The sequence below is a fragment of the Pantoea sp. 18059 genome (assembly GCF_902706165.1).
Lineage (GTDB): Bacteria > Pseudomonadota > Gammaproteobacteria > Enterobacterales > Enterobacteriaceae > Pantoea > Pantoea agglomerans.
Window position 1 is genome coordinate 90,755 of sequence record NZ_CACSJS010000003.1, and the last position, 26,268, is coordinate 117,022.

A 26,268-nucleotide genomic window follows, 5' to 3' on the forward strand; every position below is an offset into this window, starting at 1 on the left:
TTAATGAACTCAGGTTGAGAATGCTGTGAATAAATGCCAGAGATAAGAACTGAATTCTCTATTAGGCTTAGCATTACGCAAAACGAGGAGAAATCAAATGAAAAAGCATGCTTTGATTGTGGGCATCAGTGGCGTTATTGGTCGCGGACTGGCAGATAAATTACAGAAAGAAGGCTGGCAGGTCAGCGGTCTGTCACGCGGACGTGGCGCGGTACCTGAAGGTGTCACCAGCCTGACGGCCGATCTGACCGATGCGGATGCCGTCCGGGACGCGCTGAAAACAGTGAAACCGGATGCGCTGTTCTTTAGCGTCTGGGCGCGTCAGGAAAATGAAAAAGAGAATATCCGCGTTAACGGCGGCATGGTGCGGAATGTGATTGAAGCACTCGGTGACCGCTTACAGGGTTCGCACGTGGCACTGGTAACCGGACTGAAGCACTACCTGGGGCCGTTTGAAGCTTACGGCAAAGGCGCTGTGCCTGTCACGCCGTTCCGTGAAGAGCAGGGCCGTCAGCCTGTTGATAACTTCTACTATGCGCAGGAAGATGAAGTGTTCGCTGGTGCAGAGAAGTATGACTACCGCTGGAGTGTGCATCGCCCACACACCATCATCGGTTATGCCGTAGGCAATGCGATGAATATGGGGCAGACACTGGCGGTCTACGCAACGCTGTGTAAAGAGAAAGGCTGGCCGTTTATCTTCCCTGGCTCACCTGAGCAGTGGAACGGTGTCGTTGATATGACCGATGCGGGCCTGCTGGCTGAGCAGCTACACTGGGCGGCGACCTCACCTAATGCCGCTAATCAGGATTTCAATGCGGTAAACGGCGATGTGTTCCGCTGGAACTGGATGTGGCCAAAACTGGCTGACTATTTCGGCATTGAAGCAGCGGAATACCCGGCGCAGATGATGCCGCTGGAAGATCGCATGCAGGAAGCCGCCAGTGCATGGCAGGCGATTGCAGAGCAGCATCAGTTGCGTGAATCGGATGTCACCAGACTGGCTTCCTGGTGGCATACCGATGCCGACCTGGGACGTCCGATGGAAGCCTTTACTGATATGAGTAAGAGCCGCAAAGCGGGCTTCACCGGTTATCGCAGCACGCTCGACTCCTTTATTCAGCTGTTTGATAAGCTGAAAGCGGAAAAAGTGATCCCGCAATAACCCAGCAGGCGCCGCATCAGGCGCCTGTTTTGTTTCTGACTGATAGCTATACTCTGGCACTCAATCAGTAAATGGAGGATTGGATCCTATGGCGACATGTTTCATTATCGGCGCAGCGGGCAAAGTGGGCCAAAAGCTGACTCGTCAACTGAGCAGTAAAGGCCATACAGTGACGGCGCTGCACCGCAAACCGGAGCAGGCAGAGACGCTGCAGGCCGCTGGTGCTAAACCGGTGGCTGGCGATATTCAGCAGCTGAGCGTGACGGCACTGGCAGATCTGATGACCGGTCACGATGTGGCTGTCTTCACGGCGGGTGCGGGCGGTGCCGGGATCGAGCTGACCAATGCCATTGACGGAGAAGGGCTGAAGCTGGCGGTTGCCGCAGCAGAACAGGCGGGGGTATCACGCTTTATGCTGGTTTCCGCTTTCCCGGATGCGGGCCGCGGTAAAACTCCCTCAGAGGGATTTGAGAATTACATGCGGGTGAAGCGTCTGGCAGATGTGGAGCTGGTAGCGAGTAAGCTGGAGTGGGTGATCCTGCGACCGGGTACGCTGACCGATGAAGCCGGTACCGGTCGGGTTCATGCCGATCTGGCGATTCCGTATGGTGAGATCCCGCGCGAAGATGTGGCGGCGACACTGGTCGGCCTGATTGAAAATCCGGAAATTAAGTATCAGATCATCGAACTCACCAAAGGTGATGTGCAGATTGATGTGGCGTTGCAGCGGCTGCAGCGAGGCTAAAAAACTGCCTCAAAAAGTTGGAAACTCAACTTATTCAGATGCAGTTCAGGGAAGAGTCCAGGCTCTTTTCCTGAATAACGTTTTACGGTAGTCAGACATTACCAGGAATAAGAGGGATGGCTACCGTGAAGCTGCTGCCCGTCATGTCGTTGGCGTAAGGTTGTTGGTCGCCGAATCTCTGCTCATTATTAGACTGTTAATCCCACGCCGTTACTCATCAATTATTTATCTGAAAAACAGCCAAATGCCAAATTGAAGGCTGAACGCCGATGATATGCCATATAGTTATCCCGTCTGAAAATATCGCTCATGGAAATGGCCGGTCGTAGGCATTTTACAGCGTGACTGCACCGGTGGCAGCGTTAATCAAAAGAAGGCAATGAGGTAGCTGAATTTTATGTTAGCGGCGAAAAGCGTTAACTCTCTCCGATAATTTACCCCTTCAGTACTGAAGTCATGTCCGAAAGTCGTTCAGAAATTCCCGCCACGGCGCGAGTTAATAAATGTCAGTCAAGGCATTTACGCGGCTATCAGCGGCTGATTCACCTGTGCTTCATATCAATCTGCGGTTGCAGATCCAGATGACAACTTATCATTAAAAGCTTCGGTCAGCATATGTGGTGCAGATTCCTTCGTGTAAGTGAAACTGCTTTAATAACGCTATAGCTGAAAGCTTTTTCGTCACGCTTTAATCCCTGGACTTCATTCTGGAGGAGTCAGATAGTATTAGTTGTGCAGAGGAAGGTCATAGACACTGGGCTCCCCACTATAACTCTGAACGCATCAGTCTGCGTCTCAATAGCTTCAGCCCGGTTAAGTTCAGATTACAATAAAAGAGGGTGTCCTGAGGGCAAAGATAGGATGCGTGAGCAGACCGAAAATGGAGGAATATATGCGTTTTTATTGATTGCCATTAATTAAATGTCATTCAGCATTTCATAATGGGAGCGCAGGCGGAGGATACTATCACTCTTCATATGACAAAGGAGTGTGTTAAATGGCTATACCAGTATATCTGTGGCTTTACGATGAAGAAGGGAAATTAATAAAAGGCTCTGTCGATGTCACTGAACGCGAAGGAAGCATTGAGGTAACTGGGATGCAGCATAATTTATTTATTTCCACGGACGACACAACAGGTGCAGTGACAGGCGCGCGGCAACATGAGGCTTATACTTTTGAAAAAACTATTGATAGCGCATCGCCGCAATTGTATAAAGCGCTAACAACAGGGGAAACGCTAGCAAAAGCGGTGTTCAGCTTCTACCGCATCAATTACAACGGTCAGGAAGAGGAGTATTTCGTAACGAAACTCGAGTGTGTGAAGGTTTGTCACGTCGTGACGGTTATGTTCGATACCAAAGACCCGGATTTTGAAAGGCACGGTCACGTAGAGCATGTCGGGCTGCGTTATGAACAAATAGCTTGGCATTATACAGATGGCAATATTAAACACACCGATAGCCTGGAAGAGCAGAAAACAGCATAAGGAAATCACAATGGCTAAATGGATTTATAAACAAAGTACGGGTGAGTTATATCGCGATGGCAAGTTAATTGAAACAGGCTACTCTGGTATTCTTACAAACAAAAATAATCCTGATCGCGAGCAGGTTCGTGGTATGGGTCCAATCCCGCGAGGAACCTGGAGAATCGGCAGTACCGGAACCAGCAAAGGCCCGCTCACAATTACCCTGGTTCCGCTCAGCGTCAACGCTTATGAGCGTGATATGGGTACATTCAGGATGCACGGAGACAAACGCCACGGCATCAGAGGTTTTGCCTCTGCTGGCTGCATAATTATGGGACCATCAACACGCTTACTGGTTAGTAAAGATTACGGCGCAATTCTGGAGGTGGTGCGGTGATTAATCATTATGTGCTGAGTCTGGCCCTGGCCCTGTTACCGTTCGCTGGTTACACAGCAGATACACCTGGCAGTGAATGCGCCGCTCGGGGTCATTATGCGGAGGAGATGCTCTTATCTGCTATAACCAAAGAAGGTGTTAATGGGATTGAGCGAGATAAAACAACAGTTGAAGTGCTAAATCTTTCCCTCGTTTCCGATGCGTTAGCGCATCAGTTTGCGCAGAAAGACGCTAAAACAGGTAAAGGTCTCTTGCTCAAAGATTACTTCGATATTTACCACAATAACGGCGCAATGAACCTGACGGTTAAATACACCTATACCAACGTGAAAGGCGCAAAAAATGTATATATTGTCTCCAGTATACTAAATAACGATGAGTGCTCTGTCCGATTCAACGGATATTTGACACTTTCCCGTGAGTTCTGAAGGGGGGTTAGCTATCCCGGGAAAAGTTGTCAGATAAAAGAGTTGCGAATTTATGTTGAGTTCCCCGGCCAACCTGAAATTGATTAGCCGGGGAAATTTTTAAAATCTCCTGCGTCCTGCCTTTCGGAGGCTGTTCGATTAAAGGTCTTTTTCGTTACTTAACGCATTTCGCGCAGTGCGCGCGCTCAATGTGCTGGAAGAAGTCGTTACCTTTGTCATCAACCAGGATAAAGGCAGGGAAGTTCTCCACCTCGATTTTCCAGATCGCTTCCATTCCCAGCTCGGGATACTCCACGCATTCCAGACTTTTAATGCTCTGCTGCGCCAGCACCGCTGCCGGACCACCAATGCTGCCGAGATAGAAGCCGCCATGTTTATGACAGGCATCCGTCACCTGCTGGCTGCGATTGCCCTTGGCCAGCATGATCTTACTTCCGCCGTGTGCCTGAAGCAGATCCACGTAGGAATCCATACGACCGGCAGTGGTCGGGCCGAGTGAACCAGAAGCATAACCGTCAGGCGTCTTCGCCGGGCCAGCGTAATAGACCGGATGATCTTTGATGTACTGCGGTAATCCTTCGCCGTTATCGATGCGCTCTTTGAGTTTTGCATGTGCAATATCGCGCGCCACAATAATAGTGCCGGTCAGTGACAGGCGGGTTGAAACCGGATAAGCGGACAGTTGCGCCAGAATCTCTTCCATTGGGCGGTTGAGATCAACCTGCAACGCTTCACCTTCGCCCTGCTGACGCAGTGCTTCGGGGATCAGGCGGCCTGGGTTGGCTTCCAGTTTCTCAATCCAGATACCTTCACGGTTAATCTTCGCTTTGATGTTACGGTCAGCCGAGCAGGAGACGCCCATACCGATCGGGCAGGAGGCGCCGTGACGTGGCAGACGCACCACGCGGATATCGTGTGCAAAATATTTGCCGCCAAACTGCGCACCCAGACCGAGCTGCTGCGCCGCTTCCAGCAGTTCCTGCTCCAGCTGAACGTCGCGGAACGCCTGACCGTGCTCGTTGCCTTCAGTGGGCAGCCCGTCGTAATAGTGAGTTGAGGCGAGCTTCACGGTTTTCAGGGTGCTTTCTGCCGAGGTGCCGCCGATGACAAACGCAATATGGTAGGGCGGACAGGCTGCGGTGCCGAGGGTACGCATCTTATCTACCAGGTAATTTTTCAGCTTGCCCGGGCTCAGCAGCGCTTTGGTTTCCTGATAGAGATAGGTTTTATTGGCGGAACCACCACCTTTAGCGATACAGAGGAACTTATACTCATCGCCATCCACGCTGTAGAGGTCGATCTGCGCTGGCAGGTTAGTGCCGGTATTCACCTCTTTATACATATCCAGAGCGGCATTCTGCGAATAGCGCAGGTTATCTTCGATATAGGTGTTGTAGATACCCTGTGACAGCGCAGCTTCATCACCGCCGCCGGTCCAGACGCGCTGGCCCTTTTTGCCCATGATGATCGCGGTGCCGGTATCCTGACAGGTTGGCAGCACGCCTTTGGCGGCAATTTCAGAGTTCCTTAAAAACTGCAGGGCGACATATTTATCATTGTCGCTGGCTTCCGGGTCATCAAGGATGGAGGCGACCTGCTGCTGGTGGGCCGGACGCAGCATAAAAGAGGCGTCGTGGAACGCCTGCTGGCTGAGTAACGTCAGCGCCTGCGGATCGACTTTAAGGATCTCCTGACCCTCAAACTCGGAGACGGAGACATGCTCACGACTCAGCAGATAGTATTCGGTATCTTCGTGGGACAGCGGGAAAGGGTTCTGATAGACAAAAGGCTTGTTCGACATTTTTTCTCACTTAATGACCGGCTGAACCTCCGCGGACAGGCTGCGGGGCGCAACATCATAGGCGAATTAATTGTTTATTATGCTTCCCCACCGCGGGTGCGGTGGGGAAGTGCAGGAATGGTATCTTATAACGCGTTGATCTGCATGTTGTATCCGTCAGAACAACCACACCATCCACGGATAGGCAATCAGCATCATGGAGCCTAAGAAGATGGCACCGAAGATGGTTCCCAGACGCCAGTAGTCTTTGGTAGGCAGATAACCGCTGCCGTAGTAAATCGGGCTTGGACCAGTACCGTATGGCGTGATGATGCCCATCACACCCAGAGAGGTACACAACATCAGGCAGAAGACCGGCATATTGATGCCCGGAATGGAGGCTGCAATGGTCAGCATGGCCGGTAACAGCGCGGTGGTGTGTGCGGTGGTACTGGCAAACAGGTAGTGCAGCAGGAAGAAGGCGATTAACAGCACCACGGCCGAAACCTGTGGGTCATAACCCTGCAGCAGCATGCCACCCTCTTTACCTAACCAGGTAATAAAGCCAACGCGGGCCAGACCATCGGCCAGTGCCACCAGGGTGGCGAACCAGGCAAAGGTGTTCCAGGCCGGTTTATTACTGGTGATGTCATTCCAGGTCAGTACGCCGGTCCACAACATCAGAACGACCACCAACAGCGCCGCCATGGCAGGTTCGATCCACGAGGTGGCGAAAATCCACATCAGCAGTGCACAGACTACAAACACCAGCAGCAGGATTTCATTGCGGGTCAGTCTGCCCAGTTTTTCCAGTTCAGCGATGGCCCATTTCGGCACTTCATCATTGATTTTAACTTCAGGTGGGTAGAACCAGTAAGCCAGCAGCGGCATGGTCAGAATCAGCAGCACACCCAGCGGCAGGAAGGCCAGGAACCACATGCCCCATGAGATATCAAAACCGACGATGCTTTTTACCAGTGCCAGTGCCAGCAGGTTGGGTGCCAGCGCAGAGAGGAACATGGAGCTGGTAATACAGGCCGCGGTAATCGCTACCCACATCAGATAGGAACCGATTTTACGGGCGCTCGGGTCGTTAGGTTTAGAGCCGTAAAGCGGCGGAAGGTTGGCAATAATCGGGTAGATGGTACCGCCACTGCGCGCGGTGTTTGACGGCGTAAAGGGCGCAAGAAGCAGGTCAGCAAAGGTAATGGCATAACCCAGCGTCAGACTGCGGCGACCCAGATACTTCACCAGAATCAGGGCCAGGCGGCGACCAAACTGCGTTTTGTCATAACCTGCGGCGAACATAAAGGCACCGAAGATCAGCCAGACCGTGGAGTTGCCGAACCCGCTGACCGCCCATTTGAACGACTCACTGGCGACTTTGAATTTCGGGTTAGCCAGTTCAGCCGGGCTGAAGAGCAGAAACTGGCTGAACAGCGCGATGACTACCACGCCGGTCAGGCCGATCACCGCGCCTGGCAGGGGTTCAAAGATCAATCCGACAATCACGCCGACGAAGATGGCGAAGAAGTGCCAGGCGTAGGGTTCGAGTCCGGCTGGTGTGGGCACCAGCAACAGCAACACGGCAACGAGCACCGGCAGAGCAAGCATGATAGCTTTCTTTTTACCCGGCGCCGCAGGTGCGACTTTTGGGGGTTCAGTTACAGCTGAGAGTGGTTTCATAGTATTTTATCTGCAAGTTAAGAAGAATGCGATTTGCGCCCCGGACCTTCACTGATGACTTTCTTTCTTATTCTTAATAGTGTGAATAAACCGCGATGCACTGATTTTTTAATCGACTGCTTAGCTATTGAGCTGCATTTTTAAATCCATGTAAATATGATGCGATTTTTGCAAATATAGATTTTGATCCAGATCAAAGAAATTAATTCATTATTCCCCATTTTTAACATTTATTTTTTATTTATATTTACGGCATCGACATTTTGACGATTCTGTGAAGCTGGTCGACAAATCATCAGCTAACGCAAACTGAATGCCCTGCTTTAACTTCTTGATGATAAACGATTTATTTTTTATGTAAACGAATGGTTGATTTTTGGTTACCCATGATTAACAATTAATATAACTTCACTTTATGCATTCGGCAAATAAAAACTCTAAATCATTTAAAAGTTAAAAAAGTAAATTTATCGCTTATGAAAGCAAAGAAAAGGGTATATTAGTCTCATGACATCGGACCACTTAATTAAGCGATAATTTGCGTCCGCTAAAAAATTTCCAGACTTTTAAATCTTGGAGTTTATCGCAATGAAATCTCTCACCCCCATCCTTAATCCATTGACTCTGCCTAACGGCGCTGTGTTGAAAAACCGACTGGTAATGGCGCCGATGACCACCTGTACCGGTTTTTATGACGGTACGGTCACCAGTGAGCTGGTCGAGTACTACCGCGCACGTGCAGGCAGCATCGGAACCGTAATCGTTGAATGCTGCTTTATTGACAACCGTGGCCCGGCATTTCCGGGTGCCATTGCTATCGACAGCGACAACAAAATTCCTGGTCTGAAACGCATCGCGGACGCGATTAAATCTGAAGGCTCTACGGCCATTTTGCAGATCTATCACGGCGGCCGTATGGTCGAACCGGAGCTGATTGGCGGCAAAACGCCGGTTGCGCCAAGCGCCATCGCGGCACCGCGTGAAGGGGCAACCAAACCCCTGGCGCTGAGCGCCGAAGAAGTCGAAACCATGATCACCAAATTTGGTGATGCGGTGAACCGCGCCATCAAGGCCGGTTTCGATGGCGTCGAAATTCATGGTGCTAACACCTACCTGATTCAGCAGTTCTATTCGCCGAACTCTAACCAGCGCGATGACAAGTGGGGCGGCAGCCGCGATAACCGCGCACGCTTCCCGCTGGAAGTGCTGGAAATCACCCACAAGATGGCTGAGCGCTTCGCCCATAACTCTTTCATCATCGGCTATCGCTTCTCGCCGGAAGAGATCGAAGTGCCCGGCATTCGTTTTGACGACACGCTCTATCTGCTGGAAAAACTGGCGGCGCGCGGACTCGATTACGTCCACTTCTCGGTAGGCCAGCTGCTGCGTCCGTCCATTGTCGATACCCAGGACCCGACGCCGCTGATTGAGAAATTCGTCGCGATGCGTTCGCCTGTGCTGGCAAAAGTGCCGGTGATTGGTGTTGGCGGCGTCGTCAATAAAGCCGATGCCGAACTGGCGCTGGAGAAAGGCTACGATCTGGTGGCGATTGGTAAAGCCTGCATCGCTTACCCGAACTGGGCTGACCGCATCATCAATAACGAACACCTCGATCTCTACATCGACAGCAACAAACGCGAAGAGCTGCAGATCCCGGAACCGCTGTGGCGCTTCTCCCTGGTCGATGCGATGATCCGCGACATGAGTGAATCGGGCCGTAAATACAAAGCGGGCGTCTATCAGGAAAAAGTCGAAGCCGAAGCGCTGAAACTGAAAATCAACGTCACGCTGGATACTGACCGTATCACCGACATCTCGCTGGTGCCGGATGACACCCTGGATGTGGACTTCACCACCACCTTTGAAAGCCTGCGTAGCCGCATCCTGGTGGCTAACAGCCCGCACGTCGATGCGATTACCGGTGCGACTACCCAGAGTGAGGCGCTGAAAAAAGCGGTTTCACGCGCGCTGACCACCTCCAGCAAAGAGCATGTGATTGAAGAGGGCGGCAACCCTAACGCACCGCAGAATTACGATGTGGTGATTGTGGGCAGCGGCGGCGCCGGTCTTGCGGCGGCGATTCAGGCGCACGATGAAGGGGCGCGCGTGGTCATCATCGAGAAGATGCCGACCATCGGCGGTAACACCATTAAAGCCTCAGTGGGCATGAACGCCGCGGAAACCCGTTTCCAGAAACTCAAAGGCATCGAAGACAGCAAAGAGCTGTTCTACGAGGAGACGCTGAAAGGCGGTCAGTTCAAAAATAATCCGGTGCTGCTGCGTGAGTTTGTAGAGCTGGCGCCGGAGGCGATTGAGTGGCTGGCGAATCACGGCATTGAGCTTAACGACATCACCATTACCGGCGGGATGAGCATCGATCGTACCCACCGTCCGGCGGATCGTTCAGCGGTGGGTGGCTTCCTGATCAGCGGTCTGGTTAAAAACATCAACAGCCGCAACATCGAAGTCCTGCTTGAAACCTCAGTCTCAGAAATCCTCTATGAGAACGGCGCGGTAGCGGGTGTGAGAGTGGTCGATGAGTACAACGACAGCCGTATCCTGAACGCGAAAAGCGTGATTGTGGCGACTGGTGGATTCAGTGCGAACCGTGAACTGGTAGTGAAATATCGCCCTGAACTCGATGGCTTTGTCACCACCAACCACAAAGGTGCCACCGGCAGCGGTATTGCCATGCTGGAAAAAATTGGTGCCGGTACCGTGGATATGGGCGAAATCCAGATTCACCCAACGGTTGAACAGACCACCTCTTATCTGGTCTCCGAATCCATTCGTGGCGGCGGTGCTATCCTGGTCAGTCAGGCGGGTGAGCGCTTCTACAACGAAATGGAAACCCGCGATAAAGTCTCGGCGCAGATTATCGCCTTGCCAGAGAAGAGTGCCTGGATTGTGTTTGACGAGCAGGTGCGGATGAATAACAAAGCGGCTGACGAATATATCGCCAAAGGCTTTGTGGTCAGCGCGCCAACCGTGGCAGAACTGGCGGTGAAACTCAACATGAGTGAGCATCATACGCTGGAAGCCACGCTGGCCCGTTACAACAACTTCGTTATCATGCAGAAAGATGAAGACTTCGGTCGTCAGACCGCGCTGCGTCATCCTCTGAGTGAAGCACCGTTCTACGCGATTCGTGTTGCACCGGGCGTACACCACACCATGGGCGGCGTCACCATCGACACCACCACCGCGGTGCTGGACAGCCAGAAACAGGTGATTAACGGCGCCTGGGCCTGTGGCGAGGTGGTTGGCGGCATCCACGGCGCGAACCGCATCGGCGGTAACGCAGTCGCCGATATCATTATCTTCGGCATTCTGGCCGGTGGTAACGCCGCCGCTTACGCCCGACGTTAAGGGTCGTCTCCGGCATCCGCGCTCTGCGGATGCCGTTCTATTCTCTTTAAAGCAGAGTCGCCTATGTTAACTGATGCGCGTGTCTATGCTTACTCCGCTGTCTTAATGGGTTCACCCATCCTGCTCAAACTCTTCGACGATAATCAGACCCTGGCCAGACAGGTCTTCCGCCTGATTAAACAGCAGGAGAATCTCTTCACGGTTAACCGCGCGGCGTCGGAAGTGATGGCGATTAATCACGCGGCAGGGCAGCATCCGGTGGTCGTCAGTCAGCCGGTGTTTGACCTGATCGCCTGCGCGCATGCGGTGAGCCTGCTGCCCGACAGCCTGTTTAATCTGGCTATCGGCCCGCTGGTGAAGTGCTGGAAAATCGGCTTTCAGGGCCACCGTGTTCCATCAGAGACAGAACTTCAGGCGCGCATGGCGCTGACGAATCCGCATGACGTTATTCTTGATGACACAAGCCGCAGTGTCATGCTGGCCCGGCCGGGGATGGAGATTGACCTGGGCGCGATCGCCAAAGGCTATATCGCCGATGTTGTGCAGGCTTTTTTGCGCCAGCAGCAGGTCAGCAGTGCGCTGATTAATCTGGGCGGAAATGTGCAGACAGTGGGTGCGCCGCCAGAAGAGGCGGGCTGGGCAATCGGCCTGAAAAAACCGTTTGGTGAGGCCGAAGAGCTGATCGGGGTGATCAGCGTGAATAATCGCTCGGTGGTGACATCCGGTATCTATGAGCGTTATTTTGAGCTGGATGGCGTCTGTTATCACCATATCCTCGACCCGCGTAGCGGTCATCCGCTGGATAACGACCTGCTGAGCGTCACCGTGATTTCTGACCGTTCACTGGATGGCGACATCTACACCACGCTGCTTTACGGCCTCGGCGTTGAACAGGGCATTGCCTGCCTGGATGAGCAACCGGGCATTGAAGCGATATTTGTGACCCGTGACAGGCAGGTGATCTGCTCGTCACAACGTCACTTTTCTTTTCAGTTACTGGACACCGATTACCGACTGGTTCACTGACAATATTGTTTGAGTAAGGTGTGATACTCCGGCTGCAGGCGATAGCGATAAACCGGACGGCCCGTAACCCCATAATGAATGCTGGTGAACAGGATATTAATCTGCGCCAGCCAGATCAGGTACTTGCGGCAGGAAACGCGGGAGATATTCACCTCGGTTGCCAGTTCGTCGGTGGAGAACTCGGTACCCGGATGGGCGTCGATCCACAGACACAGGGTGCGCAGCGTCTGCGGTGTTAATCCTTTCGGCAGTCGCTTCTGCTCGCTGGCCCCCGGCGGATTGCCATGCAACAACTGATCAACGTCTGACTGCTGATAGAACTGATGATTATCCATCAGCGATTTTTTCTGTCGCCAGCCAGTCAGCGCCTCTTCAAAGCGGGCAAACTGGAAAGGCTTGATCAGATAATCCACCACACCATAGTTGAGTGAGGTTTTGATGGTGGCGGCATCGGCTGCTGACGAGATAATGATTACGTCAACCGGACGTCCTGCGCTGCGCAGTTCCGGCAACAGGTCGAGACCGTTCTCCTGCTGCATATAGATATCCAGCAGGATCAGATCAACCTGAGGTTCGGCCTGCGCCAGCCGCTCTTTGGCCTGCTGTAAGGTTGAGGCGGTGCCGCAGCAGGTAAAGCCTGGGATCTGCCCGATATAACAGCGATTCAGCTCGGCTACCATGGCGTCATCATCGACAACTAACACATTGATCATTGGGTAATCATTCCTCTCTCCCACGGAAGTTGTACTAAGAATTGGGTGAATACACCCGGTTCCGACTCGACACTGACACTGCCGCCCAGGCTTTCGGTCTGCTGTTTAACCAGAAACAATCCGACACCGCGATCTTCGCCTTTTGACGAGACGCCACGCTCAAAAATGGCGCTGAGCTGCGTACCGTCGATCCCGGGTCCGTCATCACTCACTTCACAGGCTAACCAGCCATTCTGATAATGCAGCATGAGGTGGATTTCCCCTTCGGTTTCCGGATCCAGCGCCTCAAGCGCATTTTCGATTAAATTGCCCAGCACCGTAATCAATACCGCGCTCTGCTCCTCGCTGCCGCAGTCGGGCAGAAAACTCGCCTCATCGATAATCAGCTGATGGCCTTCATCGGTCACCCGGTTGATTTTGCTGAGCAGGAAACCCGCAATGATGGGCGATTTGATCTTTTGCAGCAGCGAACCAATCTCCGTCTGATAGGCGTTGGCGGTTTTCAGGATGTACTCTTCCATCTGCGCATAGTTTTTCATATGCAGCAGGCCCAGAATGACATGCAGCTTGTTCATGAACTCATGGGACCGTTCACGTAACGCGTCTACATAGTTTACCATGCCGTCCAGACGCTGCATCAGCTGGCTGATCTCGGTCTTGTCCCTGAAGGTGGTTACCGCTCCGATAATGCGGTCACGACTGCGAACCGGCACGGTATTGCTGATCAGGATGCGATTACCCAGCGTCAGCTCCTGATCGTGCCAGGCTTTGCCCGCATGCAGCGCATCCTGCTGATGGCGGTGCATCACGCTCTCTTCAGCAATCAGATCGCCGCTTAATGGCATCTTGCGGGTGGTCTCATGCAGCAGCTGCTGCGCCGCGTGGTTAATCAGGCTGACGCGTGACTCATCATCGACCGCAATCACACCCTCTTTAATAGAATTGAGGATCGCCTGACGCTGCTCGAACAGGCTGGAAATTTCGTGCGGCTCCAGCCCGAGCAATATGCTCTTCAGGCGCCTGACCAGAATAAGAATTCCCAGCAGACCCACCAGGCCGCCAAATAAGACAGTCCAGACAATGTTCCAGCGGCTTTTGGCAATCTGCGCCGCCACATCATTCAGCGCAATGCCGATCGCCACCACACCAATCTGCTGATGATCTGCGTTATAGACCGGGGTAAATACCCGCAGTGCCTCTACCAGCACGCCGTGATTTACCGCCACATTTTCCCGCCCGCTGAGGGCCGGATAGATATCGTTGCCGACAAAATGTTTGCCAATCACCGCCGCGTTCGGGTGTGAAAAGCGAATGCCACGCATATCCGTCACCACCACAAACAGCAGGCCGTTGCGTTTGCGCGCGGCTTCAGCCAGTGGCTGAATCTGGCTGCTGCCATCCGGTAACAGTAACCCACGCTGGACTTCAGGGCTGTCTGCCAGAGTGCGTGCCACCGCCATCGCCTTATCTTTAAGATGCGACTGAGCAAAGTTATCGATCTGCACAAAATAGAGCAGATGGACAGCGAGCAGCACGGTGACGATAACCGCGGTCATCATCAGGGTGGTCAGGGTACTGAGTTTCATGGGTCGTTTAGTCACGGCATGTCGGTTCTGTGGTTGGCTTGTCATTGGCGTTCAGCACGGGTGGGAGATCGCCCGGAAACATACGCTAACTGACCGCATCAGTACAGTTTTAGCGGTCTGCGCGCGGGCAATCGCCTGAGAACAATATTTGTGTTAGGGGATTGTATAATTCAAAGGACACCCTTAATGTGTGGTTAAAATATGTGAGTAATTCGGTAAGCCTTTTGTAATTAAATTAAGGCTAAATTGCTATTTTTAATTTTATAACTATTTTCACATTAACTCACAAATAACATTATTTTAAACTTTAAGGACTTTTTTTAACCAGTACCGTCTGAGCTGTAGATTAAAATGATGAATTCAAAGAAAGTTATTCCCACTCTTTCCCTCGCGGCCTTGTTAGTTTCTTCAGCACTGCATGCTGAAACTTCACCAGAAAAAACCGACGTCCTGTTAATTGGTGGCGGCATCATGAGCGCCTCAATGGGCACCATTCTGGAAGAGCTGCAGCCTGGCTGGAAACAGATCATGGTTGAGAAGCTGGATGGTGTGGCACTGGAATCCTCTAACGGCTGGAACAACGCCGGTACCGGTCACTCTGCCAATATGGAGCTGAACTATACGCCTGAGCGTAAAGACGGCTCGATCGACGTGACGAAAGCGCTGGAAATCAACGAAGCTTTCATGGTTTCACGCCAGTTCTGGAGTTCGCAGGTCAAAGAGGGCGTGATGCACGATCCGCGCTCTTTCATCAACTCAACGCCACACATGAGCTTCGTCTGGGGCGACAACGTCGACTTCCTGACTAAACGCTATGCGGCGTTACAGAAAACCGCGCTGTTCCAGGGCATGAAGTTCTCTACCGATCACAAGCAGATCGAGCAGTGGGCACCGCTGGTGATGGAAGGTCGTGATCCACAGCAGAAAGTGGCCGCAACCTGGACGCCAGTTGGCACCGACGTAAACTACGGTGAAATTACCCGTCAGCTAATCGGCAGCCTGAAGAAGAATGACAACTTCCGTCTGGAAACCTCGTCTGAAGTCACCGATTTCAAACGTAACGGTGATAACTCATGGCACGTCACCATTAAAGATGCCAAAAACGGCAACGAGCGTGCAGTTGACGCGAAATATGTCTTTATTGGTGCTGGCGGCGGCGCGCTGAAATTACTGCAGAAAACCGGCATTCCGGAAGCGGAAAACTATGCAGGCTTCCCGGTCGGCGGTTCATTCCTGGTAACCGAAAACAAGGCGATTGCCGATCGTCACCTGGCGAAAGTCTACGGTCAGGCGTCTACCGGTGCACCACCGATGTCCGTTCCGCATCTGGATACCCGTTATCTGGATGGCAAACGCGTCGTGCTGTTTGGACCGTTCGCGACCTTCTCAACCAAGTTCCTGAAAAATGGTTCACTGTTTGACCTGCTGAGCACCACCACTACTCATAACATCGTGCCAATGACCGACGTGGGTATGGATAACTTCGACCTGGTGAAATACCTGGTTGGCCAGGTGATGCTGACAGAAGAAGATCGCTTCGAAGCGCTGAAAGAGTACTACCCGGACGCGAAGAAAGAGGACTGGAAACTGATTCAGGCCGGTCAGCGCGTACAGATCATCAAGAAAGATGCTGACAAAGGTGGCGTGCTGAAACTGGGTACAGAAATTGTGACCGATCAGCAGAAAACCGTGGCGGCACTGCTGGGTGCTTCTCCTGGTGCATCGACCGCTGCGCCTATCGCGTTAAGCGTGATGCAGAAACTGTTCCCGGAAGAGTTTAAATCAGCGGAATGGCAGGCCAAAATCCACAAGATGATCCCAGGCTACGGTCAGAAACTGAATGACAATGTGCCGATGCTGCAGCAGGTATGGAATGACACCGCTGCGACTCTGCAGCTGACCACGCCGCCGGTTATCAACATGGATGGCAAAGCAGCCGAGGCGCCAGCAGCACAGCCTGAGCAGGCAGCGCCTTCAGCGAAGCACGACATGGCGCTGTAACAGCGACCTGACGTAAAAAAAAGCCCGCACAGGTTATCCTGCGCGGGCTTTTTTATTGCTGCGTTTTCTGCCCGTTACTCCGGCTGGTTACCGCGCCAGTTGCCCCAGGGATCTTCTGCGGGTGCTTGATCCGCCTCTTCAGACGCTTCTTCGCGGGAGGCCGGTTCCTCTTTTAACGAGGCGAGATAAAGCGCTTCGACTTCAGCCCGCGCCCAGGGCGTGCGCCGCAAAAACTTCAGGCTTGATTTAACACTCGGATCGCTTTTAAAGCAGTTAATGTTGATCCGTTTTCCCAGCTCCGCCCAGCCATACTGCGCGACTAAACTGTTTATCTGCATCTCCAGCGTTACGCCATGCAGAGGATCTTTTGAGGTTTGTGCGTTCATCATCTATCCGCCTGATTCATTCAATGCCGCACATCCTGACAATCGTAAAGCCGTTGTGCAAGGCGTGAAGGTGAAAAAGGGCGTGCCGTGGCGCGTTAAGCGCAGATTTCTGTGTCTGAGTTAACGTGACAGGCAGAAGAGTGCGCAGGCGTGCGGCGATTGTGCTAATCATAAGCGACTGATGATGCTCAAAAAGGATCTCCTGCCATGTCTGTGCCCGTCGATAATCTGCTCAGCTCCGCCAGCCGTAAACGTGCTCTGATAGCCGGTTCGGTAGGTAATTTCATTGAATGGTATGAGTTTGCCGTCTATGGCTTTCTAGCCACCGTGATAGCGCAGAACTTTTTCCGGCTGGATGGGGAGTCAGCGCTGACCGGGCTTCTGCTGACCTATGCGTCATTTGCCATCGCCTTTTTCTTTCGTCCACTCGGAGCAATCATTTTCGGCCGGATGGGTGATCGCATCGGGCGCAAACCCACGCTGATTTTTGTGTTAATCATGATGACGCTGGCGACGGCGGCTATCGGCCTGGTACCCACCTATGCCCATCTGGGCATCCTGGCGCCGCTGATCGTGACCGGTCTGCGTATTCTGCAGGGCCTGTTCGCGGGGGGTGAGTATGGCGGGGCGGTATCGTTGATGACCGAGTTTGCACCGCGCGGTAAGCGGGGCCTTTACGGGGCGTGGCAATCTTTTACTGTGGCGCTGGGATTGCTGGCAGGCGCGGGCATCGTAGCGCTGCTCTCGCTGCTGCTGTCGCCGGAGCAGATGCTGAACTGGGGCTGGCGCATCCCGTTCTTCCTTGCCCTGCCGCTGGGTATTATCGCGCTCTGGCTGCGGGTTCAGATGGAGGAGACCCCGGCATTTATTCAGCAGCAGGCAAAACCCGTTGCAAAAGTTGACGCCAGCCTTGGCGATACGCTGAAAACGATCCTGCTCGGTATCTGTCGGCTGATGGTCTGGTCCGCTGCCGGTTACACCTGGCTGGTGATTATGCCGACGTACCTGCAGGCATCGCTGCACACCGGCTTTAACCAGGCGTTGCTGATTGCGGTGATATCGAACCTGGGCTTTGCTGCCACCATCATCCCGGCCGGGATGCTGAGTGACAGGATTGGCCGCCGTGCGGTGATGGTGACGGCGGCGGTATTGCTGCTGGTGCTCTCTCTGCCGCTGCTTAACATACTTCAGGCAGAGAGCACCGGACTGCTGCTGAAAGCGCTGGTGGTGTTTATCGCGGGCGGAGTAGTCGGGTTGCTGGCCGGACCGGGGCCTGCAATGCTGTCAGAGATGTTCCCGACGCGGGTGCGTTATACCGGACTGGGTCTGGCCTATTCGCTTTCTAACGCGGTGTTTTCAGGCTGTGCCGGATTGATCATCACCGGGTTGATTAAACAGACCGGTAATCCCGATATCCCCGCCTGGTATGTGATGGCGACTGCGCTGGTCAGTATTGTTGCGTTGATGACCCTGAACAAAGATGATCATCTGCGGCTACTGGATGAGCCACCGTCGCGCTAAGTGTCGGCAAGCAAGCTGAGCGGGAAATTCAGGCTGCATAAGTGTTATGCAGCCTTTTTTACTGACAGGTCTGCCGGGAAGGGCAACAAACAAGCCTGCTTATCAGAAATGCAGCTGTAATATCACTGGCGTAACGTGCCGCTCTGTTCAGGCCGATGTAACAGGGTTTTATTCCGTAAGCGATTCAGCCGGATCAACGTCACTGACCTTCTCGCGTCATCAACACCGCCAACAGGTCTGAAGCCAAAGAGGATGCTGGAGAGAAGGATTCAGACAAGGTCATTCACTTTGCGATGATGGCAAACTGAAAACCTGATCACGGCAATTAACTTTATGAGCATGGTTGTCGGCAATAATGATGACAGCAGCCATAATCATACCGAGAAGAATGATAACTATTTTACGCAGGAGCATAAGCGTTAATTCCTGTGAAATTAAACTATTATTATCTGTAATATGTTATTCACTTTTATCAGTGACTTAACGTGAGTGTTGATTAATTATGGCTGAAGTGAAATCTTTATATATTGATCGCGATGCGGTTTTCCAGACTCTGCTGAAATAAAGGCGTCATGCAAATTATAAAATAAACGAAATCTAAATGAGGGAATAAAAGCTGTTAATTTATCTTGTGTCTGTTTGACTGAAAAGGGTTGAACCTGTATGGCTTCAGGCTGTGAAGAGGAAAAGCTGAATAACGGCCCACAGTTGAACACTGCGGGCAGCACGCTGGACCCGGTCGGGACTCATCCGACAACCGGATCCCGCTGGTGGCGGTCACATCACTAACTTTAAACAGATTACAGACTGAGAACGGTGTCGTCAGATTTCTGTTTCTCCGGCTGAGTGATGAAATCTTGTGCCAGATCGGCGACGATGGCTGCAACGGTTCGCACCGATTTGATCATCGAGATGCCGGTGCCTGTCGAAACGACGCCTTTGTCAAAATTGCCCAGTCGCATCGCCTGCCATAAAGAGTGGTAGCCATTCATTGCAGTGAACAGCGTTTCACGGTCAGCGCCGTGCGCATCAAGTTCTGCCAGCCTGGGACTGAGCGGCGTTGGCAATGTCCGGTAATAAGCGGGCAGGGTGCGGAAAAGTAGCAGATCTTCTGCGCTCGATGAAACAATCAGCTGCTTGACCTTCTCATCCGCCGGGTTCTCCTGCGCGGTTAAAAACAGGCTGCCTATCCAGACGCCTTCTGCACCTAACGCCATGGCTGCACGCACGCCCCGCACATCCCCAATGCCGCCTGCCGCCAGCACCGGAATTTTCACACTGTCAGCGATCATAGGCACGATGCTGAACGTTCCGATAATGCGTGATGGCACGGTGCCGCCTTCATCAAATCCGGTTGCGACAATGATATCGGCGCCAAGCTTTTCAGCCTGCTGAGAATTCGCTACGTCAGGCGTCAGCGCACGAAAAAGGATTTTGATGCGATGTTGTTTCAGAAAATCGAATATTTCGGCATCAAGCACTTCATTAACTAAAACGACCTCCACCTTCTCTTCAACAAACATTTCAGCGGTGGGTCGCCAGAAACTCATATCCGGCCCATTGATCAGAGTTGCTCCAAAAGGTTTATCGGTCAGCTGTTTGGTTTTTCTGATTTGCTCACGCATGCGCTCCAGCGCCATGAAACGAGAGTCCGGCAATGTATCCTGCCCGGCGTTGGGGCCAATTATGCCTAATCCGCCTGCGTTGGATACTGCGGCAACAAACGTTGCATTGGTCAGAAAGTACATGGGTGCCTGAATAATGGGATAGCGAATATTCAGAATTTCTGTCACACGGTTTTTCATCGCTTTTTCCTTATCCGGATACGGTGTAGCCAGACTTATTCGTTAGAAATAAGAATTTTTTACGGGCCGTTTTATTTTTATTCTCTTAGCCAAAACAGGGAGTTTAATAGTTGAAAATAAGAAGTAAATGGTCAGAATTGGGTACATGTTTGCCAGATATGGAAAGATAATGGATCTCAACGCGACAAAACTCTTTATTGCAGTCGTTCAGGCAGGCAGCTTTTCAGCGGCAAGCGAGAGAACAGCTATCCCCATCTCTACGCTGGTGCGGAAAGTGAACGAGCTGGAGCGGGCACTGGGTGTGCAGTTACTGGAGCGATCAAAGAAAGGGGTCAGGCCGACCTACAAAGGACAACAGTTCTTTGAGCAATCGCGACCTGGCCTGGAATTGCTGGAAGAGGCCACCAAAACGGTCAGGTCTGCGCACAAACTGGCGGGCAAGCTGCGAATATCGGTGCCGCCTGACTTCACCATCTGGTGGGAGTTGCTGCATGTATTTCAGCAACGCTATCCTGATATCAAAGTGTTTTGCCACTCAGGGGAAAGAGTGGTGGATCTGTTTGAAGATGGCATTGACGTGGCACTCAGGCTGGGCGAGTTGCATACCGAGGATGTAATTGCGAAACCGGTTATGAATGTCGAGGCATGGTTTGTTGCCACACCTGAACTGGCTGAACGCTTTGGACATCCGCAGACGCTGGCGGCGCTGGCGACGTGTCCGATAGCCAGCTGGGAAGGGCTTAACAGTGGTTCCTTTGAGTGGGTATCCGGAGACGAGAAGGTAAAGTTTGAGCCGTTTTTTTCCTCTAACAACACGCAGGGCCTGCGCCACTATGCACTGAGCGGTGCCGGGGTATCGCTGTTGTTTGATTTTTTAGTTAAACCTGATGTGGAGAGTGGGAAGCTGATGCGACTGCTGCCCGATTATCCGACTCACTCGATGCCTTTACATCTGGTCTATGTCCGGCACAAACATCCTTCAGCAATCACACTCGCGTATCTGGATTTTTGTGCTGAATGGGTAAGTCAATACAAGATCGGCTAGGGGCTACGCAAAAGGGGCAGAGGCGGAGGTGTCCGGCAAACCAGCGCACAGGCGCTGTGGCCTCACCGATGAATGAAAGGGATAAACACAGAAAAAGAAAAGGCGCCCTGAGGCGCCTCTGATAGTGACCCTGACGCCACTATTTACACCAGCTGCTGTGCCGTGGTTTCCACCAATGTCAGCAACACTTTGATATCTTCCAGCGTCACTGTCGGATTCAGCAGGGTCATCTTCAGGCAGGTCACGCCATCGAACTCGGTCACACCAACGTTGGCGCGGCCCGATTCCAGCAGGGCATCACCGATACGCTGATTCAGCAACGCAATATCCGCACTGCTGAAGTGCGCCAGATGCGCCGGACGATAGCGGAACAGTACGCTGGCCAGCTGCGGTTTCATCACCAGCTCCAGCGCAGGCTGCTCATCAACGTACTGTGCAACCTGCTGCGCCAGTGTCACACCGTGATCGATGATTTCGGCATACTGTTTCTGACCCAGCGCTTCCAGACCCATCCACAGTTTCAGTGCATCAAAACGGCGGGTGGTCTGAAGGGATTTGGATACCAGATTCGGCACACCCTGCGCTTCATCAAACTCAGAGTTCAGATAGGCCGCCTGGTAGCGCATCAGCTCATAGTGGCGCGCTTCCTTCAGCAGGAAAGCACCACAGCTGATGGTCTGGAAGAACTGCTTGTGGAAGTCCAGGGTAATGGAATCGACCAGCTCAATGCCATCCAGATAGTCACGATACTTTTCTGAGAGCAGCAGCGCGCCGCCCCAGGCCGCATCGACGTGCACCCAGATGTTCTCTTCGGCCGCCAGCGCCGCGATTTCACGCAGGGGATCGATCGCACCGGCATCGGTAGTACCCGCCGTGGCAACAATCGCCAGAATGTTTTCACCGTTGGCTTTGGAGGCTGCCAGTTTGTGACGCAGGTCATCCATATCCATGCGTGCAAAGCGATCGCATTTCACCTGCGTCACGGATTGATAGCCCAGACCCAGCAGCGCCATGTTCTTCTGAACCGAGAAGTGCGCATTCTCTGAACAGAAGACTTTAATCTTCTTCAGATCGCCGGTTAAACCATCCTGCTGAACAGAATGACCCTGGCGGGCAAACCAGGCATCACGCGCCAGCATCAGACCCATCAGGTTGCTCTGGGTGCCGCCGCTGGTGAAGACACCCGCGTCGCCGGACTGATAACCGACCTGGGAACGCAGCCACTCAATCAGCTTCATCTCAATCAGAGTGGCTGAAGGTGCCTGGTCCCACGAATCCATACTCTGGTTGGTGGCGTTAATCAGCACTTCCGCTGCCTGGCTGATAACCAGGCTCGGGCAGTGCAGATGCGCCACACACTGCGGGTGATGAACCGACAGGCTGTCTTTGAGGAAGTACTCAATGGCGCGTTCAATCGCGGCCTGGTTGCCCAGGCCCTGAGGATTGAAGTCCAGCTTAATGCGCTCGCGCAGCTCTGCGACGGTTTTTCCCTGATACATCTCAGGTTGTTCCAGCCACTTCACGACGGCCGCGCTACTCTGGGCAATCGCCTGCTGGTAGGCCTCGGTACTTTGTGCTGAGGCCGCCAGAATCGGGTTTAACCGGGACATTGCATTCACTCCACTCAAACTGGTTTCACGCCAGCTGACAGCAGGGCGTTTTCAAATTTATCCATAAACACGTCCAGTTCTGCATCTGTGATCAGCAGGGACGGCAGCAGACGTAATACGCTGCCGTGACGTCCGCCACGCTCCAGAATCAGGCCGTTCTCAAAACATTTTTTCTGTACCAGCGCGGAGAGCTCGCCGTCTGCCGGGAAGCTGCCCATGTGATCAGCGGCTTCGTCAGGTTTCACCAGCTCAATGCCGATCATCAGACCCAGACCACGCACGTTGCCGATTACCGGGTAGCGCTGCTGCAGCTCGCCCAGTTTGCCTTTCAGCCATTCGCCCTGTGCAGCAACTTTGTCAGCGATGTTGTTATCTTTCAGCAGTTTCAGCGTAGTCAGGCCGGTCGCCATTGCGAGCTGGTTGCCACGGAAGGTGCCGGTGTGGTGGCCAGGAGACCAGGCGTCGAACTCTTTCTTAATGCCCAGTACCGCCAGTGGCAGACCGCCGCCGACCGCTTTTGACATCACGATGATGTCCGGCTCAATACCGGCGTGCTCAAAGGCGAAGAATTTACCGGTACGGGCAATGCCCGCCTGCACTTCGTCGATGATCAGCAGAATGCCATGCTCTTTGGTCACTTTACGGATGCGCTGCAGCCACTCAGCCGGAGCCGGGTTAACACCGCCTTCGCCCTGAACTGCTTCCAGAATGACGGCTGCCGGTTTACGAACGCCGCTCTCAACGTCGTTGATCAGGTTTTCGAAGTAGTAGGTCAGCGCTTTCACGCCCGCTTCACCGCCAATGCCCAGCGGGCAGCGGTAGAGGTGCGGATAAGGCATGAACTGCACTTCCGGCATCAAGCCGTCGACGGCTTCTTTCGGTGACAGGTTGCCGGTGACCGACAGCGCGCCGTGGGTCATGCCGTGATACGCACCAGAGAAGCTGATGATGCCGGAACGACCGGTGTGTTTTTTCGCCAGTTTCAGCGCCGCTTCAACGGCATCCGCGCCCGACGGGCCGGTAAACTGCAGGCAGTACTCTTTGCCCTGACCCGGTAATAACGAGAGCAGATACTCAGAGAACGCATCTTTTAACGGCGTGGTTAAATCAAGAGTATGTAACGGCAAGCCGCTGGTAATGACATTTTGAATGCTCTGCAGAACGTCTGGATGGTTATGACCCAATGCCAGCGTTCCGGCACCTGCAAGACAGTCGAGATACTGATTATTCTCGACGTCTGTGATCCAGACACCCTGTGCTTTCGCAATCGCGAACGGCAATTTGCGAGGATAACTTCGAACGTTTGATTCAAATTCAGCCTGACGGGCTAAATAGGTTTCATTGGTTGCGTTTAAGTTCTGTGCATTCAAACTATCAATACGGACTTTATCCGTCATCATATCTCTCCTACAACCGGGACGGGCGTAGCGTCGCAGTTGAATAAATGTATTTAAATGGGGGTATGTGTTTTAAGCGCGGCCAATATAGGTGTTTTTAAGGTCCGACTCAACGTTTAATTTTATCGGCAGATAACAGATTCTTTGCTATAGGAATCAATCATTTGGTGAGTTTGTGAACGTATACATTATTGCCGCTTCGCTAGTCCGTTGTTAATAAGTGGCGTAAAAACACCAGCTTACCCGGCGCGGAGCGTGCTAAGTCAATGATAATAATCTGTGTAAATAGCTGTTTCCGGGGCAAAACGCTATCAAAAAGGGGCCTTTTCAGATGGAAAAAGCATAAGTCAGTTTGACTGAAGAAGCTGCATTTATAGCGGGTTAAAAGCGCAGACTAATTAAAATAATAAACCTTTTATTAACATTTAATTAAAATCTGGCGTTGTTAAAGCCTTTATAACGCGTCAGATCCACGTTACGACAGGAGATGATCAATAAACTGCGTTAAGTCAGCCATCCCTTCGCTTGCCTTTTTCTCCGACGGATTGATGGTCAGCAAATCGGCATAGCCGTTAAGCATCGCACTGATTTGCCGGGCGGTGCGCGGTATATCGGCACAACGCAGCGTTCCATCTGTGACGCCGTCACTAATTATCTCCTCCACCAGCGCCTGCCACGCTGCCGTCATTTGTTCTGCCAGCGCGGCATAGGCTTCGTGATGCGCAGCCATCTGCCAGAATGAAGCATAAAGTTGCCAGGTTGCATCCGGTGCGCTCGGCAGATGACTTTCGAACAGCGTCAGCAACCTCTGGCGGGGTGTGAGTAGAGTCAGGGAGTCAGCAAAATTTTCTAAATCCACGTGCATAAAGCGTTCAAGCGCTGCCAGGCAGAGCGTCTGCCAGTTGCTGAAATAGTGATAAATATGACTGCGTGAAATGCCCACCGACTCAGTGAGTTCCCGAGTGGTCACTTTTTCGATCCCTTTCTCGATAAATAACACTATCGCGGCATCCAGGATTTTGGTTCTCAGTGCTTCAGCTGACTCTTTCATCTCTCTCTCAATGAGTGTCACGTTGACTTTGAGCAACTGCTCAAATAGACTGCTTTTCGTTCTTGAGCAACCGCTCAAGACTCATGATATCAGAAACAGAAACTATGCATTCCTCAAAAACGATCCTGCCGGTAGCAAAACCCCGCAGCGCTATTCTGACATTAAAAATGCTCGGCCGTCGCCATAGCCGCAAGCTGTTCCTCACGCTGCTGCTGGTGGTGGCGGAAAATGTCATGTATCTCCTCTATCCGCTGCTGGCGGGCTTCGCTATTAATGCGATTCTCTCCGGCAGGACCTGGCATGCGGTGCTCTATGCGGTGATGGTGTTTACCATGTGGGCCATCGGAGCGGCACGACGCAGCGTCGATACCCGCACCTTTGCCCGTATTTACGCCGGGCTGGCCGTGCCGGTGATTGTGGCACAGCGTAGCGAAAACCAGAGCGCATCCACCATTGCCGCGCGGGTGGCCTTGTCACGCGAGTTTGTCGACTTTTTTGAGAAACATCTGCCGGTGCTGATTACCTCGCTGGCCTCTATGACCGGCGCCGCGGTGATGCTGCTGGCTATCGAGTTCTGGACCGGCGCGGGCTGTCTGGCGATCCTGTTGTTCTTCGCCTGTTTCCTGCCGGGATTTACCCGCAAAAACGATGTGCTGTTTGGTCGTCTGAATAACCGGCTGGAGAAAGAGGTGAGCTTTGTCAGCAACGCTAACGCTGCGTCACTGGACCGTCATTATGGCGTGCTGGCCAGCCTGCGGATCCGTCTCTCCGATCGGGAAGCTTGGGGTTATCTGGCCATCGGTAGCGTGGCAGCGCTGCTATTTGCTGTCACCATTGCGGTAATGTCGAACCGTGGCGGGACCAATGCGGGTCACATCTATTCGGTGATGACCTATATGTGGATGTTTGCCATGAGCCTGGATGATGGCCCACAGCTGCTGGAAAAATATTCCCAGCTGAAAGACATAGGTCGCCGGGTGAATACCGGCACACACTGATTTGGCCGATTCAGCCGCTGCCTTCTTTTCGGCGTTGTCTCAGTTGAGGGCTGAAGCAGCCGCCGGACCAGCCGGCGGCAAGGGAGGT

General features: G+C 52.8%; 21 protein-coding genes. 11 read left to right on the forward strand and 10 right to left on the reverse strand.

Features of this window, described 5'->3' with window-relative positions; genetic code table 11:
* Positions 1 to 97 precede the first annotated feature (97 nt).
* The 5 genes from GVJ63_RS09920 to GVJ63_RS09940 all read left to right on the forward strand — a co-directional run bounded on the left by GVJ63_RS09920 (position 98) and on the right by GVJ63_RS09940 (position 4,206).
* Positions 98 to 1,165: an SDR family oxidoreductase gene (locus tag GVJ63_RS09920; RefSeq protein ID WP_052271591.1), complete on the forward strand. Its 1,068-nt coding sequence runs from the start codon at positions 98 to 100 to the stop codon at positions 1,163 to 1,165.
* 88 nt (positions 1,166 to 1,253) lie between these two features.
* Positions 1,254 to 1,910 carry an SDR family oxidoreductase gene (locus GVJ63_RS09925; protein WP_159226782.1) on the forward strand — a complete coding sequence of 219 codons (657 nt, stop codon included), beginning with the start codon at positions 1,254 to 1,256 and terminating at the stop codon, positions 1,908 to 1,910.
* Between the two features lie 997 nt (positions 1,911 to 2,907).
* Positions 2,908 to 3,399, forward strand: coding sequence for a type VI secretion system tube protein TssD (gene tssD, locus GVJ63_RS09930; RefSeq protein WP_159226783.1), 492 nt, complete (start codon positions 2,908 to 2,910; stop codon positions 3,397 to 3,399).
* A gap of 10 nt (positions 3,400 to 3,409) precedes the next feature.
* Positions 3,410 to 3,778, forward strand: a complete 369-nt coding sequence (locus GVJ63_RS09935; RefSeq protein WP_062759225.1) for a DUF2778 domain-containing protein — start codon at positions 3,410 to 3,412, stop codon at positions 3,776 to 3,778.
* On the forward strand, positions 3,775 to 4,206 hold the full coding sequence (locus GVJ63_RS09940) for a Shiga toxin A subunit (RefSeq protein ID WP_235038343.1): 432 nt from the start codon (positions 3,775 to 3,777) through the stop codon (positions 4,204 to 4,206). Before GVJ63_RS09935 ends, GVJ63_RS09940 begins: the two co-directional genes overlap by 4 nt.
* Positions 4,207 to 4,360: 154 nt before the next feature.
* On the opposite strand, the gene fumA is transcribed toward GVJ63_RS09940, so the two are convergent.
* Both fumA and GVJ63_RS09950 read right to left on the reverse strand, forming a co-directional pair.
* On the reverse strand, positions 4,361 to 6,007 hold the full coding sequence (gene fumA, locus GVJ63_RS09945) for a class I fumarate hydratase FumA (RefSeq protein WP_010670309.1): 1,647 nt from the start codon (positions 6,005 to 6,007) through the stop codon (positions 4,361 to 4,363).
* Positions 6,008 to 6,163: 156 nt separating this feature from the next.
* A complete protein-coding gene (locus GVJ63_RS09950) occupies positions 6,164 to 7,672 on the reverse strand; it encodes an anion permease (RefSeq protein ID WP_010247273.1) in 1,509 nt (502 codons plus the stop codon).
* A 588-nt stretch (positions 7,673 to 8,260) separates the two neighbouring features.
* Between GVJ63_RS09950 and GVJ63_RS09955 the strand changes: the two genes are divergently transcribed.
* A complete protein-coding gene (locus tag GVJ63_RS09955) occupies positions 8,261 to 11,041 on the forward strand; it encodes a flavocytochrome c (protein WP_031592419.1) in 2,781 nt (926 codons plus the stop codon).
* A 63-nt stretch (positions 11,042 to 11,104) separates the two neighbouring features.
* Positions 11,105 to 12,067, forward strand: coding sequence for an FAD:protein FMN transferase (locus tag GVJ63_RS09960; RefSeq protein ID WP_159226784.1), 963 nt, complete (start codon positions 11,105 to 11,107; stop codon positions 12,065 to 12,067).
* Here GVJ63_RS09960 and dcuR read toward each other — a convergent pair.
* Positions 12,061 to 12,780, reverse strand: a complete 720-nt coding sequence (gene dcuR, locus GVJ63_RS09965) for a two-component system response regulator DcuR (protein WP_009093030.1) — start codon at positions 12,778 to 12,780, stop codon at positions 12,061 to 12,063. The genes GVJ63_RS09960 and dcuR overlap by 7 nt on opposite strands.
* Positions 12,777 to 14,366 (reverse strand): sensor histidine kinase, encoded by a 1,590-nt coding sequence (locus GVJ63_RS09970; RefSeq protein WP_033768480.1) that lies wholly within the window; start codon positions 14,364 to 14,366, stop codon positions 12,777 to 12,779. Before GVJ63_RS09970 ends, dcuR begins: the two co-directional genes overlap by 4 nt.
* Before the next feature lie 351 nt (positions 14,367 to 14,717).
* Here GVJ63_RS09970 and mqo point away from each other — a divergent pair, with 351 nt between their 5' ends.
* The gene (gene mqo, locus GVJ63_RS09975; protein WP_159226785.1) at positions 14,718 to 16,367 is read left to right on the forward strand and encodes a malate dehydrogenase (quinone); all 1,650 of its coding nucleotides are present in this window, start codon (positions 14,718 to 14,720) and stop codon (positions 16,365 to 16,367) included.
* A 74-nt stretch (positions 16,368 to 16,441) separates the two neighbouring features.
* On the opposite strand, the gene GVJ63_RS09980 is transcribed toward mqo, so the two are convergent.
* Positions 16,442 to 16,753 carry a VF530 family DNA-binding protein gene (locus GVJ63_RS09980; RefSeq protein WP_010670314.1) on the reverse strand — a complete coding sequence of 104 codons (312 nt, stop codon included), beginning with the start codon at positions 16,751 to 16,753 and terminating at the stop codon, positions 16,442 to 16,444.
* Between the two features lie 207 nt (positions 16,754 to 16,960).
* Here GVJ63_RS09980 and GVJ63_RS09985 point away from each other — a divergent pair, with 207 nt between their 5' ends.
* Positions 16,961 to 18,274, forward strand: a complete 1,314-nt coding sequence (locus GVJ63_RS09985; RefSeq protein ID WP_159226786.1) for an MFS transporter — start codon at positions 16,961 to 16,963, stop codon at positions 18,272 to 18,274.
* Positions 18,275 to 18,553: 279 nt separating this feature from the next.
* Here the strand turns inward: GVJ63_RS09985 and GVJ63_RS22485 are convergent, their stop codons facing one another.
* Both GVJ63_RS22485 and GVJ63_RS09990 read right to left on the reverse strand, forming a co-directional pair.
* Positions 18,554 to 18,688, reverse strand: coding sequence for a hypothetical protein (locus tag GVJ63_RS22485; RefSeq protein WP_254920067.1), 135 nt, complete (start codon positions 18,686 to 18,688; stop codon positions 18,554 to 18,556).
* Positions 18,689 to 19,074: 386 nt separating this feature from the next.
* Positions 19,075 to 20,079, reverse strand: a complete 1,005-nt coding sequence (locus tag GVJ63_RS09990) for a nitronate monooxygenase family protein (RefSeq protein ID WP_159226787.1) — start codon at positions 20,077 to 20,079, stop codon at positions 19,075 to 19,077.
* Positions 20,080 to 20,248: 169 nt separating this feature from the next.
* Here GVJ63_RS09990 and GVJ63_RS09995 point away from each other — a divergent pair, with 169 nt between their 5' ends.
* Positions 20,249 to 21,124: a LysR family transcriptional regulator gene (locus GVJ63_RS09995; protein ID WP_159226788.1), complete on the forward strand. Its 876-nt coding sequence runs from the start codon at positions 20,249 to 20,251 to the stop codon at positions 21,122 to 21,124.
* A gap of 143 nt (positions 21,125 to 21,267) precedes the next feature.
* Here the strand turns inward: GVJ63_RS09995 and GVJ63_RS10000 are convergent, their stop codons facing one another.
* The 3 genes from GVJ63_RS10000 to GVJ63_RS10010 form a co-directional block, all read right to left on the reverse strand.
* Positions 21,268 to 22,734 carry an aspartate aminotransferase family protein gene (locus tag GVJ63_RS10000; protein ID WP_010247242.1) on the reverse strand — a complete coding sequence of 489 codons (1,467 nt, stop codon included), beginning with the start codon at positions 22,732 to 22,734 and terminating at the stop codon, positions 21,268 to 21,270.
* A 14-nt stretch (positions 22,735 to 22,748) separates the two neighbouring features.
* A complete protein-coding gene (locus GVJ63_RS10005) occupies positions 22,749 to 24,134 on the reverse strand; it encodes a diaminobutyrate--2-oxoglutarate transaminase (protein WP_022624771.1) in 1,386 nt (461 codons plus the stop codon).
* A gap of 472 nt (positions 24,135 to 24,606) precedes the next feature.
* The gene (locus tag GVJ63_RS10010) at positions 24,607 to 25,182 is read right to left on the reverse strand and encodes a TetR/AcrR family transcriptional regulator (protein ID WP_159226789.1); all 576 of its coding nucleotides are present in this window, start codon (positions 25,180 to 25,182) and stop codon (positions 24,607 to 24,609) included.
* Between the two features lie 104 nt (positions 25,183 to 25,286).
* Between GVJ63_RS10010 and GVJ63_RS10015 the strand changes: the two genes are divergently transcribed.
* A complete protein-coding gene (locus GVJ63_RS10015; RefSeq protein WP_010670321.1) occupies positions 25,287 to 26,180 on the forward strand; it encodes an ABC transporter six-transmembrane domain-containing protein in 894 nt (297 codons plus the stop codon).
* Positions 26,181 to 26,268 lie beyond the last annotated feature (88 nt).

Coding starts and splice junctions, on each gene's coding strand:
- GVJ63_RS09980 (WP_010670314.1), bottom strand. CDS start 16,753: ATGAACGCACAAACCTCAAAAGATCCTCTGCATGGCGTAACGCTGGAG.
- GVJ63_RS22485 (WP_254920067.1), bottom strand. CDS start 18,688: ATGCTCCTGCGTAAAATAGTTATCATTCTTCTCGGTATGATTATGGCT.
- GVJ63_RS10015 (WP_010670321.1), top strand. CDS start 25,287: ATGCATTCCTCAAAAACGATCCTGCCGGTAGCAAAACCCCGCAGCGCT.
- GVJ63_RS09935 (WP_062759225.1), top strand. CDS start 3,410: ATGGCTAAATGGATTTATAAACAAAGTACGGGTGAGTTATATCGCGAT.
- GVJ63_RS09960 (WP_159226784.1), top strand. CDS start 11,105: ATGTTAACTGATGCGCGTGTCTATGCTTACTCCGCTGTCTTAATGGGT.
- GVJ63_RS09985 (WP_159226786.1), top strand. CDS start 16,961: ATGTCTGTGCCCGTCGATAATCTGCTCAGCTCCGCCAGCCGTAAACGT.
- GVJ63_RS09920 (WP_052271591.1), top strand. CDS start 98: ATGAAAAAGCATGCTTTGATTGTGGGCATCAGTGGCGTTATTGGTCGC.
- GVJ63_RS09995 (WP_159226788.1), top strand. CDS start 20,249: ATGGATCTCAACGCGACAAAACTCTTTATTGCAGTCGTTCAGGCAGGC.
- GVJ63_RS09955 (WP_031592419.1), top strand. CDS start 8,261: ATGAAATCTCTCACCCCCATCCTTAATCCATTGACTCTGCCTAACGGC.
- GVJ63_RS09970 (WP_033768480.1), bottom strand. CDS start 14,366: ATGAAACTCAGTACCCTGACCACCCTGATGATGACCGCGGTTATCGTC.
- tssD (WP_159226783.1), top strand. CDS start 2,908: ATGGCTATACCAGTATATCTGTGGCTTTACGATGAAGAAGGGAAATTA.
- GVJ63_RS09925 (WP_159226782.1), top strand. CDS start 1,254: ATGGCGACATGTTTCATTATCGGCGCAGCGGGCAAAGTGGGCCAAAAG.
- GVJ63_RS10000 (WP_010247242.1), bottom strand. CDS start 22,734: ATGTCCCGGTTAAACCCGATTCTGGCGGCCTCAGCACAAAGTACCGAG.
- mqo (WP_159226785.1), top strand. CDS start 14,718: ATGATGAATTCAAAGAAAGTTATTCCCACTCTTTCCCTCGCGGCCTTG.
- dcuR (WP_009093030.1), bottom strand. CDS start 12,780: ATGATCAATGTGTTAGTTGTCGATGATGACGCCATGGTAGCCGAGCTG.
- fumA (WP_010670309.1), bottom strand. CDS start 6,007: ATGTCGAACAAGCCTTTTGTCTATCAGAACCCTTTCCCGCTGTCCCAC.
- GVJ63_RS10005 (WP_022624771.1), bottom strand. CDS start 24,134: ATGATGACGGATAAAGTCCGTATTGATAGTTTGAATGCACAGAACTTA.
- GVJ63_RS09950 (WP_010247273.1), bottom strand. CDS start 7,672: ATGAAACCACTCTCAGCTGTAACTGAACCCCCAAAAGTCGCACCTGCG.
- GVJ63_RS09990 (WP_159226787.1), bottom strand. CDS start 20,079: ATGAAAAACCGTGTGACAGAAATTCTGAATATTCGCTATCCCATTATT.
- GVJ63_RS10010 (WP_159226789.1), bottom strand. CDS start 25,182: ATGAAAGAGTCAGCTGAAGCACTGAGAACCAAAATCCTGGATGCCGCG.